At 70.1% G+C, this 10,848-nt stretch carries 9 protein-coding genes and 2 pseudogenes; 8 read left to right on the top strand and 3 right to left on the bottom strand.

Translation table 11 applies throughout. The annotated features are described in order from the left end of the window. The 4 genes and pseudogenes from AB0N06_RS35895 to AB0N06_RS35880 all read left to right on the top strand — a co-directional run. Positions 1 to 395 (top strand): ATP-binding protein (locus AB0N06_RS35895; protein WP_366138880.1); only part of this gene is annotated, 395 nt, incomplete at its 5' end. Next, a complete protein-coding gene (locus AB0N06_RS35890; RefSeq protein ID WP_366138879.1) occupies positions 359 to 1,003 on the top strand; it encodes a response regulator transcription factor in 645 nt (214 codons plus the stop codon). The genes AB0N06_RS35895 and AB0N06_RS35890, both read left to right, overlap by 37 nt. Positions 1,004 to 1,061: 58 nt before the next feature. Further along, positions 1,062 to 1,964: pseudogene (locus tag AB0N06_RS35885) on the top strand (MMPL family transporter); the annotation flags it as partial. Between the two features lie 97 nt (positions 1,965 to 2,061). After that, entirely contained in the window at positions 2,062 to 3,489 is a 1,428-nt protein-coding gene (locus tag AB0N06_RS35880) for an MMPL family transporter (RefSeq protein WP_366138877.1), read from the top strand. Positions 3,490 to 3,889: 400 nt separating this feature from the next. Here the strand turns inward: AB0N06_RS35880 and AB0N06_RS35875 are convergent, their stop codons facing one another. Together AB0N06_RS35875 and AB0N06_RS35870 are read right to left on the bottom strand one after the other, a co-directional pair. Beyond that, positions 3,890 to 4,237 carry a GNAT family N-acetyltransferase gene (locus AB0N06_RS35875; protein WP_366138876.1) on the bottom strand — a complete coding sequence of 116 codons (348 nt, stop codon included), beginning with the start codon at positions 4,235 to 4,237 and terminating at the stop codon, positions 3,890 to 3,892. 27 nt (positions 4,238 to 4,264) lie between these two features. After that, a complete protein-coding gene (locus tag AB0N06_RS35870; protein ID WP_366138881.1) occupies positions 4,265 to 5,182 on the bottom strand; it encodes a pirin family protein in 918 nt (305 codons plus the stop codon). Between the two features lie 188 nt (positions 5,183 to 5,370). On the opposite strand from AB0N06_RS35870, the gene AB0N06_RS35865 reads away from it, so the two are divergent. After that, complete coding sequence (locus AB0N06_RS35865; RefSeq protein ID WP_366138875.1) at positions 5,371 to 5,859, top strand: carboxymuconolactone decarboxylase family protein; 489 nt, start codon at positions 5,371 to 5,373, stop codon at positions 5,857 to 5,859. On the opposite strand, the pseudogene AB0N06_RS35860 reads toward AB0N06_RS35865, so the two are convergent. Further along, positions 5,853 to 6,104, bottom strand: a pseudogene (locus AB0N06_RS35860) (helix-turn-helix transcriptional regulator); the annotation flags it as partial. The gene AB0N06_RS35865 and the pseudogene AB0N06_RS35860 overlap by 7 nt on opposite strands. A 99-nt stretch (positions 6,105 to 6,203) precedes the next feature. Here AB0N06_RS35860 and AB0N06_RS35855 point away from each other — a divergent pair. The 3 genes from AB0N06_RS35855 (at position 6,204) to AB0N06_RS35845 (ending at position 10,354) form a co-directional block, all read left to right on the top strand. Further along, positions 6,204 to 6,782, top strand: a complete 579-nt coding sequence (locus AB0N06_RS35855; RefSeq protein ID WP_366138874.1) for a DNA starvation/stationary phase protection protein — start codon at positions 6,204 to 6,206, stop codon at positions 6,780 to 6,782. A gap of 290 nt (positions 6,783 to 7,072) precedes the next feature. After that, a complete protein-coding gene (locus tag AB0N06_RS35850; RefSeq protein ID WP_366138873.1) occupies positions 7,073 to 7,981 on the top strand; it encodes an adenosine kinase in 909 nt (302 codons plus the stop codon). A gap of 135 nt (positions 7,982 to 8,116) precedes the next feature. Continuing rightward, complete coding sequence (locus AB0N06_RS35845) at positions 8,117 to 10,354, top strand: SpoIIE family protein phosphatase (RefSeq protein ID WP_366138872.1); 2,238 nt, start codon at positions 8,117 to 8,119, stop codon at positions 10,352 to 10,354. The last annotated feature ends 494 nt before the right edge of the window (positions 10,355 to 10,848 follow it).

The following is a 10,848-nucleotide window of genomic DNA, read 5'->3' as shown; positions in this document are numbered from 1 at the left end:
AGCTTCGTTGTGTCCGGTCGCGCATACACCCCGCATCGTCACACCGCCGTGACCTGCACACTCACGAGCTCACCGGGACTTTGCAATCGCCCTGCCCCGTCGAGTCCGCCGCGTACTTCGCCGTCAGTGAACTGCTGACGAATGTGGCGAAACACGCGAAGGCCGGGAGGGTATGGATCGACGTCAGGCACGACCGGAACGCCCTGCGCATCAGCATGACCGACGACGGGGTCGGTGGCGCCGCGGCATCCGCAGGAACGGGGCTGCGCGGAATTGAGAGTCGCATTGCCGCATTCGACGGCATACTTGCCGTGAACAGCCCTCAGGGTGGACCGACGATGGCGACGATGGAGATCCCGTGCGCATTGTTCTCGCCGAAGACCTTTTCCTCCTGAGGGAAGGGCTCGTGCGCCTCCTGACCGCCCATGGATTCGAGATCGCCGCCGCCGTGGACACCGGCCCCGCACTCCTGGACGCCCTGATCGAACACCGGCCGGACATCGCGCTCGTCGACGTACGGCTCCCGCCCACCTTCACCGACGAAGGCCTGCGCGCCGCCATCGAGGCGCGCAGTCGGATCCCGGGGCTCCCGGTGCTCGTGCTCTCGCAGTACGTGGAACAGCTCTACGCCCGTGAGCTGCTGGCGGACGGTTCGGGCGGGGTCGGCTATCTGCTCAAGGACCGCGTCTTCGACAGCCGCCAGTTCATCGACTGCGTGCGCCGCGTGGCCGCGGGCGGCAGCGCGATGGACCCCGATGTGGTGGCGAAGCTCCTGGCGGGCAACGCCTCCGACGCCCCCCTGGGGCGCCTCACCGCACGGGAACGGGACGTGCTCGGACTGGTGGCGGAGGGCCGCTCCAACGCCGCCATCGCCGGGCGGCTCGGCGTCAGCGAGAAGGTCGTCACCAAGCACACATCGAATGTCTTCACGAAACTCGACCTCGTGCCGTCCGACGACGACAATCGCCGCGTTCTCGCCGTCCTCGCCTATCTGAATTCCTGACAACTCTCGCTGTATAGGCGCCGTACAGCCCCCGCGGGCTTGCTGCGCCCGATGAGTCATGACCCCATTCGGGGAAATCAGAGAAATCAAACCCGTGCCCGGCGGGTCAGGGCGAGGAGATCCTCGTCCAGGAGATACGGGCCGGGCCAACCGGCCCCGGCCGGCTCAACGGCCTCGCGGTGGCCAGGAGATGAAGGCGTTGGTCGCCGATACCTCTGGATCCAGCACCATGACGCGGAGGCGGCGCTCGCCGAACAGCCCGCCGCCTGAACCGTTCCCCTACGCACCACGCGCCCGTGCCCCGCACATCCCACACCCTGGACGAGGAGTCCCCATGTCACGACCGCACCGCTGGGCCGACCGGCTCCTGACATTGCCAGGAGGGAGGAAGGGCAAGTGGCTGACACTGATCACCTGGCTGATCATCGTCGTCGCGTCCGTGCCCCTCGCCGGACAGCTGTCGGAGATCGCGAAGGACGAGCTGACCATCGAGCTGCCCCGAGGGGCCGAGTCCACCGATGTCGCCGGACTCGCCGACCGGTTCGCCGACGGCAAGATCTCCCTCGGCATCGTCGTCTACGTACGGGACAGCGGGCTGACCGCCGAGGACAAGGCCAAGGTCGCGTCCGACATCAAGGAGTTCGCGACCTTCGCGGCCGGTGAGGTCGGGCCGGCCAGGCCGTCCGACGACGGCAAGGCACTGACCGCGTTCGTGCCCCTCGACAAGGAGGACAGCACCGCACTCGCGGACAACGCGGAGAAGGTACGGAACCGGGCCACCGCCGACCGGCCGGACGGCCTCGAAGCCAGACTCACCGGCCCGGCGGGCAACTCGCTGGACGCGGCCGACGCCCGGGAGTCGACCGGCCGCGCGCTGACCCTCATCACGGTCCTCGTCGTCGCCGCCCTGCTCCTGATCACCTACCGCAGTGCCATCCTGTGGTTGCTGCCGCTGCTCACCGTCGGCGTCGCGTTCCTCACCACGCAGGCCGTCTCGTACCTCCTCCCTCCTCGCCAAGGGCTTCGGGCTCACGGTCGGCGGCGGCAACGAGATCGTCGTGACAGCACTGCTGTTCGGTGTCGGCACCGACTACGCGATGCTGCTGCTGGCCCGCTACCGCGAGGAACTGCGGGTTCACGAGGACCGGCACGAGGCCATGCAGACCGCTGTCCGCAGGGCCGTCCCCGCGATCGCCGCGTCCGCGGCGACCGTCAGCATCGGGCTGCTCTGCCTGACGCAGGCGGACGTCGGCTTCAACTACACGCTCGGCCCTGCCGGGGCCATCGCCATCGTCTGCGGTCTCGCCGCGATGACCACGCTCTTCCCGGCCGTTCTGGTGATCCTCGGACGTTGGGTGTTCTGGCCCCATGTCCCGCGCGCCGGAGCGGCCGTGAAGAACGCCAACCACCGCCTGTGGGACCGCGTCGGCGGAAGGATCTCCCGCCGTCCGCGCCTGGTGTGGATCGGCTCCGCCCTCGTCCTCACCGCGCTGGCCCTCGGCTCGCTCGGCCTGACGACCGGTCTCGACGACGAGCACCTCATCGTCGGCAAGCCCGGCTCGATCGCCGGCCAGGAATTCCTCGCCGACCACTACCCGGCCGGCCAGAGCAGGCCCGCCGAGGTGATCAGCAAGGCCGACGCCGCACCCGCGGTCGCCGCCGCGCTGAAGGGCATCGACGGGGTTGCCGAGGTCGCCGCGCCGGAGAAGTCCACGGACGGCACTCTCGCCAGCACCCGGGCCGTACTGAAGGACAGCCCGGACAGCGCGGCGGCGGCCCGTACGGTCGACCGCATCCGCGCCGCCGTGCACGCCGTCCCCGGCGCCGAGGCCCAGGTCGGCGGCCCCACCGCGATGGCACAGGAGAAGACCGAGGCGCAGGCCCACGACCGCAAGGTGGTGATCCCGCTGGTGCTCGCCGTGGTCTTCCTCATCCTGGTCGTCCTGCTCCGGGCCCTGGTTGCGCCCCTGCTGCTGATGGCGACCGTGGTGCTGTCCTACTTCGCCGCCCTCGGGATCAGCTGGCAGCTGTTCCAGCACGTCCTGGGATTCCCGGCAGTGGACATCCAGGTCATGCTGATCGGCTTCCTGTTCCTGGTGGCACTCGGCGTCGACTACAACATCTTCCTCATCCATCGGATCCGTGAGGAGGTCGGTCACCGCGGCCACCGCGCCGGCGTACTGAGCGGACTCACTTCCACCGGCGGCGTCATCACCAGCGCCGGCGCGGTGCTGGCGGCGACGTTCGCCGCGCTCACCACGGCCCCGCAAGTGGCGTTCATCGAGATCGGAATCGTCGTGGCCGTCGGTGTCCTGATCGACACCTTCCTCGTGCGGTCCGTCCTCGTCCCGGCCCTGGCCCTGGACGTCGGCCGCCCCTTCTGGTGGCCGGGCCGCCCCGTCGGCACGGACACCGCACCGCCCGCGGCGGGCGAACAGACCACGCCGGCCGCGGTACCCGCGGGCAGCCGAGGCGGTGGCGTATAGCCCGGATACAGCCAAGGGCCGGAAGGCAGGGGGCCTGTTCAGCCGGACAACTCCGGCGGGCAGCTCCGCTCAGCCTTCCGGCCCTTCGCGCTCTCCCGTCCGCCCGGCGCGGCGGCAGCCCTACCCACGGGGAGCCGCTGCATGCCATCGACCGATCGGACCCTGCCCCTCTCGGCGAGCCGGCAGGCGCTGTGGCCGGCCCACCGGCCGGCGCCCGAGAGCGCCGCCTGCACCATCGTGCTGCCGGTACGGCTGCGGGGGCGACGTCCGGGCGCTTCCGGCAGGCGTGGCGCGGAGTGTTCCCACGGGAGAAGAACGTCCCCCTGCCCGTTGTCCTCGAGCGCACAGCTGTTTATCCGGAAGTGCAAGAAGGGGACGTGCGACGCGAGCCGCGGGGCGGTCACCGCTTCAGGGCGGTCTCCAGCCACTGCAGGACCTCGGGCGTCACCGGGTCGGTGATGTCCGCGAACTCGTCGTGCTTCTCAAGGAACTTCGCCACGTACGGGCAGACCGGCACGATGCGCTTTCCGGAGGCGCGTACGTCGGTCAGGGCCTGCTCCACGAGGAGCGAGGCCAGGCCCTGGCCTGCGAAGGCGTCGTCGATCTCGGTGTGAAAGAAGACACGTTGTCCGTCGCGGTCGCGGTCGCGGTAGGCGGTGAGGCCCGCGCGTTCGCCGTCGACCAGAACCTCGTAACGGTGCCTGGAGTCGACTCTCTGAACGGTCGGCTCGGATGCATGCTGGGTCATGACGGGCCTTTCGGTGTCGTACGTCCCTCAGTGGTGTGCAGGATTCTTGCGTGGTGCGATGCGGGCGTTCGGAAGGCCCGGCGCGGGAATGCGGCCGCCGTCGTAACCGTCGACGCCTCCGAAGCGATCGGAGGCGTTCTCCCACGCTGCCCGGGCTTCGACGATGTCCTCGTGGCTGCGACCGATGAAGTTCCACCACATGACGATCGGTTCCTGGAACGGTGTGCCGCCCAACAGCACCACGCGGGCCGGGCTTTCCGTCTCGTTCGTCAGGGTCAGTGTGTCGCCTCCGGTGCCGATGTATCCCAACTCGGCCGGGTGCAGAGGTGTTCCGTCGACGCGTACGTTCCCTTCGTCGACGAGCAGGCCGTGCTCGAAGCCGGGATCCACGGGGAGGCTGGTCGTCGAGCGTGGGTCGAGAACGAGTTCGGCGCCGAGCAAGGGCGTGAAGGTCCGTACCGGAGAGGTGTCACCCGCCAACGACCCGAGGAACACCCTGATGTCGGCTCCGTCCACCCGGAGCCGTCGCGGGACGTAGTGCTGGAAGTCACGTCCGGTGTGCCGGTGTTCTTCCGGCAGAGCCACCCACAACTGAACGCCGTGCAGCGTGGTGGTGCCGGTGGTGGAGACCTCCGAGTGGCTGATGCCGTACCCGCTGGTCATGAGGTTGAGCTCGCCGGGCCGGACGAGCGCGTGGCTGCCGAGGCTGTCGCGGTGCTCGATCTCTCCGCTGAACAGCCAGCTCACGGTCTGCAGACCGGTGTGCGGATGAGGAGCCACGTCCATGCCACCCGTGTCGGCGACGTCGTCGGGGCCGTAGTGGTCGATGAAGCACCAGGCCCCGATCAGCGTCCGCGCCCGCTGCGGCAGCGTGCGCCGTACCGTCATCGCGCGCGGCCCGCCCAACGGGACGTCCCGCGCGGACAGCACATCGACCTGCTGCACGGCAGACTCGCCGTGGCCTGCCGCACCCCGGCGCCGTTCGACCGGATCCGCTTCGACCTCACTCACCGCACACCCCTCTCATCCGAGAATGATTTCACATTCAACTATTATGCCTGATACTAAGTCCATGTCCCCGGACGCGCACGGCAGAGGAACAAGGGCCGGAAGCGGCCCCGAAGGAGTCCACGTTGAGTGACACGACAGCAGACCTGGCAAGCCGACGGGTCTACATCGACAAGCAGAGCCCCAAGGCCTACCGCGCACTCGTCGGGACGGCCGACGCGGTCCGCGCGGCCGCCGCCGAGGCGGGGATCGACCGCGGTCTGGTGGAGCTGATCAACCTCCGCGTGTCGCAGATCAACGGCTGCGCGTACTGCCTCAGCGTGCACACCGGGGCCGCGCTGCGCGCCGGCGAGACGACGCAGCGCCTGGGCGTGCTGGCCGCCTGGCGCGACACCGAACTGTTCACGGTCCGGGAACGCGCGGCACTCGCCCTTGCGGAGGCGACCACCGAACCCGCGAACGCCGTCGAGCAGGAGAGAGCCTACGCCGCCGCCCTCCAGGTCCTCACCGAGGACGAGATCTCCGCGGTGATCTGGGTGGCGATCACGATCAACGCCTTCAACCGGGTCTCCATCCTGAGCAAGCATCCCGTGCGGGGAATCCCCCCTCAGTGATCCGGCAGGCGCGCCCGGTCGAGGACATCGCGTAGTTGGGTGCGGCCCGTGATGCCGAGCTTGGGGAAGATCTTGTGCAGATGAAAGCCGATGGTACGGGGAGACAGATAGAGCCGGGCGCCGATGTCCCGATTGGTCAGGCCCTCCGCGGCCAGCTGGGCGATCTGCAGCTCCTGCGGCGTCAGGTCGGCCACCGCTTCGGGCGCCGCGGAATCCGCCACGGCCACGCCCGCCGCGCGGAGTTTTCGGCCGTGGCACCACATGCGCTACCGGTCAATGCGCCCTGCGTCAGGGCACGTAGCGTCACTCGGGTACGCACAGCACGGCATCGCAGGAGGCGGACCATGACCAGCAGTTCCAAGCCCTTGAGCAGCAGCCAGCCGTGGCTGCATCAGAAGGGCGAGGTGATCCAGGAATTCGGCACCGTCAAGCAGTTCCCGATCGGTCTGTCCTACGAGGCGCGGATGTACTCCTGCCAACGCCTGAACAAGGTCCTGGCGGACACCCAGATCCTCTACGGCCTCTACAAGAAGCATCACTGGCTGATGCGCGGCGCGACCTTCTACCAACTGCACCTGGTCCTGGACAAGCACGCGGGGGAACAGCTCGAACTCGTCGACATCATCGCCGAACGCGTCCAGTCCCTGGGCGGTGTCGCGGTGGGCGACCCCAGGCACGTAGCGGAGATCACGTCGATCCCGCGTCCTCCGGACGGCGTGGAGCAGGTGCCGGCCATGCTGTCACGGCTCCTTGAGGCCCATGAGGCCATTCTCGTCGACGCCCACGCCGCCGCTGCCCGGACGGCCGAGCTGGGGGACGACGGCTCCAACGACCTGCTCGTCTCCCAGGTGATCCGCACCGGCGAACTCCAGGCATGGTTCCTGGCCGAGCACCTGGTCGACGCGCCACTGGTCCGCGCCTGAGGGAACGGAAGCGACGGCGAGGCGGTTGCACGAGGCCCCCGTCCCGGGCCCGGGACGGTCTGGTGACCCGGCTGCCGCGGGGTGGTCCCGCTGCGGAACGACTGTTTGCCCCTGCCGGGGTGATCACGGGGAGATGGGTGCCGCCTTCGGCGGGATCATCCCGCCGGCCGGGTCCGTAGGCGAGGGGCAAAAGCTTGCGGGATGATTCTGCAACATCTTGCGGCCGTGGTGGCTGCCCTGCTTGACTCGCCTGCCGACAGCCACAGTTGCCGGTCCGGAGAGGAACACCCATGAGCGCCGAGACCGATGTTCTCGTCCTGGGAGGCGCGGGCGTCGACACGATCGTGTACGTCCCGGAGCTGCCCCTCCCGTACGCCGACAGTTACATGATCCGCCCCGGGATCGAGACGCGGGCGGGGCAGACCGGGGACTTCGTCGCGCTGGGGGTGAGCGCCCTGGGCCTGCGCGCGCATCACCTCGACATGATCGGCGACGACCACGCAGGTGACCTGATCCGGGCGCTGCACCGCGACCGTGGCATCGCACTCACCGAGGTCCCGCTGCCCGGCGGCACCAAACGCGCCGTCAACCTCGTCGGTCCGGACGGGCGACGGCTGTCCCTGTACGACGACAGCCGGTCGCGGGACGGGGACCGGTTGCCCGAGGCGACGGTCCGGTCCCTGGCCGCAGCGAGCCGCCATGCCCATGTCTCGATCACCCACCCGTGCGCCTTCGCTCTTCCCGCGCTGCGGGAGGCCGGAGTGACGATCTCGACCGACCTGCACAACTGGGACGGCGTCAACCCCTACCACGAGCCGTTCGCTTACGAGGCGGACCTCGTCTTCGTCTCCGCCGTCGCCCTGGCCGACCCGGAGCGGACCATGCGACGGGTCGCCGAGCGGGGACGTGCCCGGGTGGTCGTTGCCACGGCCGGAGCCGAGGGCGCCTATCTGCTGGCCGACGGCGAAGTGACCCGGATTCCGGCCGTCACGCCCCCGGGGCCGGTGGTGGACTCCAACGGCGCCGGTGACGCCTTCGTGTCCGGCTTCCTCCTCGGCTGGCTGGCCGGCGAACCGCCGCAGAGGTGCGGCCTCTACGGTGCGGTGGCCGGAGCCCACGCCTGCACGGTCGAGTCGACACGAACCGACCCGATCGGCCGCGACGAACTCCTCGCCCGTGTCGCGGAGTCGGAGAGTTAGACCGGTCGGCACATGGGGGGCGGCGTCGCGCAGGCGCGTACCCCGGGGATTGCGCCCATACTGAAATGGCTATGGCGTGTATCGCCGAGCAGCCGGGCAGTCTCCACCTGTCGCCGACGCACCGGGGTGGATCTCATGGACTCCCCATCCTCCGCGTCACGCCCCGACGGGCCGACCGGGCGTCCGACGACGTCCCGTGACCGCGTCATCGCCGCGGCGCTGCGCCGTCTGAACCGCCATGTCGACTTCAGCACCTGCACCGCGTATCTGCTGACGGAGGACGACCGGGCGCTGGCGGCCGCGATGATGGTCGACACCACCATGAGTTTCACGGTGCCCTCGGGCATGGCGGCGGACGACAGCAGCTTCTCCGCGGCGCGAGCGCATCAGTCGGGCAGGGTGGTGCTGTTCGAGAACTCGGAGCTGCGGGAGCTGACCCGTCGGGATCCCGCGCTCTTTCCCACCAACCCGTACCCGATGATGGTCGCCTCCGCGCCAGTACGGACCGACCGGCACCGGTTCGGTGTCGTGAGCATGCGGTGGGTGCCGCCGCGGCCGGTCGCTGACGAGACGCTGGACTACTTCCGGGTGGTCGCGGAGGACCTGGCTGTCGAGCTGCAAGACCTCGCACAGCAGGGCGTGTCGATGAAGGCTCCGGACCTCCCGCTGTTCATCTCCGCGCTGCCGCACGTCAGCGCCCCCACGGAGAGGAGTGGGGGAGCGGAGTCGCCGACCGTCCCCGTGCCGACCAGCAGTATGTTCCTCTACCAGCTGCAACGGCTCGCGGCCGAACTCACGGCAGCGGTGCACATCCGGGACGTACTCGCCGCCGCCGAATCCCAAGTGGTGCGGCCCTTCGGCGGTCGGGCGGTGATGCTGTGCCTCGCCCAGCAGGGCCGGCTGCATGTGATCGGCGCCTCGGGGTTCTCACGCGAGGCGGTTCACCGGGTGGAGGGGACGCTGCTGTCCCGCCACACCCCGGAGACGGACACGATCCGCTCGCTCGAGATCCGGTCGTTCCCGTCCGCGGAGGCATTGCGGGCCGCCTATCCGAATGGTGATCCCGACCCGGAGGTCCAGGCCCGCGCCTACCTCCCCCTCGTCTCCAACGGTTGCGCCGTGGGCTGCTGCGTCCTGGAATTCCCGGAACCCGCGCGCCCCATCGCGCCCGAGGAGCTCGCCGTCCTGGCGATCATGCTGGAGCAGGTGGGCCAGTCCCTGGAGCGGGCCCGCTCGTACGAGATCGAGCACGCGCTCACCCAGACCCTGCAGCGCAGTCTGCTGCCCCGCAGCCTCCCGCATCTGACCGAGGCGGTCGCCACGGCCCGCTACCTCCCGGCTACCGAGGGGGCGGAGGTGGGCGGCGACTGGTACGACATCGTCCCGCTGCCCGGCGCCGGAATCGGCCTGGTCATCGGTGATGTGGAGGGCCACAGCCTGGATGCGGTGGCGGTGATGGGGCAACTCCGCAGCGGCGTCCGGGCGTACGCCACCGAGGGCCATGACCCGGCCACCGTGCTCGAACGGAGCAACCGGCTCCTGTCCGGGCTGGACACGGATCTGTACGCCACCTGCTGCTGCGTCTGGCTCGATCTGTCGACCGGGACCGCCGCCACGGCGACCGCGGGCCACCCGAGTCCGCTCCTTGTCGGCGCGGGAGGGCGGAGCATCACCGGACCGCTGCCCGTCGGACCTCCGCTGGGCGTCGACCCACTGGCCCGGTACGAGCAGAGCGAGGCACTGCTGGAGCCGGGCTCGGTACTGGCACTGTTCACCGACGGCCTGCTGGACGCGCGGCTCCTCGGATCGGACGCGGCGATGGAGAGGCTCGGCCGGGTGCTCGCCGACCACTGCGGAGACGACCTGGAGGTACTCGCCGACCGCATCGTCGCGGACAGGCGCGAGTGGCGGGTGCTCGCCGACGACGCGGCTCTGCTGCTGGTGCGGTACGAGGGAGCGCAGCTGCAGGGCCACCGGCGGACGGCGCGGATGTCGGTACAGCGGCACCACCTGCAGGGAGTCGCCCAGGTCAGGGTGTTCCTGCGGGACCTGCTGCGCCAGTGGGACAGGGTGCGGCTGCAGGACACCCTGGAACTGGTGACGACCGAGGTGGTCACCAACGCACTGATCCACGCCGACAGCGAAGTGGAACTGAGGCTGCGGGAGTACCCGGACCGCATCCGCGTCGAGGTCCGCGACAGCGACCCGCATCCGCCTGTCCCCACGGCGATCGTCGCGGACGAGGAGACCAACCAGGAGGCCGAGTCCGGGCGCGGACTGCTGATCGTCGACGCGCTCGCCGGCGACTGGGGAAGCTCGCCCGCGGGGCGCGGCAAGACCACCTGGTTCGAGATCGCCATTCCGGCTGAATGACGAGGTGCTGCCGGGCCGTCCGGCGACGTGGCGGCCTGACGGCGTCGTGTCGGGGTCTCGGCGAGGAGCATGGCAGTCCCTCGATCGCGGCTGCCGCGCCCTTGCCGTCCGCGGCCGCGGCACCATCGAGTCGCCGCGCCGGGCCCCGAGAGCGAGAACCGGGAGCAGGCTCCGGTCGTCGACCGGGCCCTGGCCGTCCCGCCAGTCTCCGGGCATGGACATCCCGGCCGCCGGGCTCCGGTCGCGGAACAGCCGCAAGGGCATCCCCCTCCCGGGGCGTCGGCCGTATCGATCACCTGGGGCTCCCGGCCGCGGGTGCCGCCGAGGTCCTGCGTAACGCCGGTTCCTGCTCCGCCGGCTCGGTACGCTTTCGGGGTGACGTCACGGCCCGGCCGGGCCTTAGAGGCCGCGCACATGGGTGGGGCGGCGTCGCGTGCCGATGGGCGGCGCCTGGCGGCGTTGTCGTCGGTCGACGACTCCCCCATAGCCCGAAA

Origin of the sequence: Streptomyces sp. NPDC051020, from assembly GCF_040683105.1 — a bacterium.
GTDB lineage: Bacteria > Actinomycetota > Actinomycetes > Streptomycetales > Streptomycetaceae > Streptomyces.
Note: the sequence above shows the minus strand (reverse complement) of the source record. Positions and strands in the feature narration are given on the sequence as shown.

Bases quoted from the DNA above. Each gene is read 5' to 3' on its own strand.
- AB0N06_RS35850 (WP_366138873.1), top strand. From the start codon at position 7,073: ATGAGCGCCGAGACCGATGTTCTCGTCCTGGGAGGCGCGGGCGTCGAC.
- AB0N06_RS35845 (WP_366138872.1), top strand. From the start codon at position 8,117: ATGGACTCCCCATCCTCCGCGTCACGCCCCGACGGGCCGACCGGGCGT.
- AB0N06_RS35855 (WP_366138874.1), top strand. From the start codon at position 6,204: ATGACCAGCAGTTCCAAGCCCTTGAGCAGCAGCCAGCCGTGGCTGCAT.
- AB0N06_RS35875 (WP_366138876.1), bottom strand. From the start codon at position 4,237: ATGACCCAGCATGCATCCGAGCCGACCGTTCAGAGAGTCGACTCCAGG.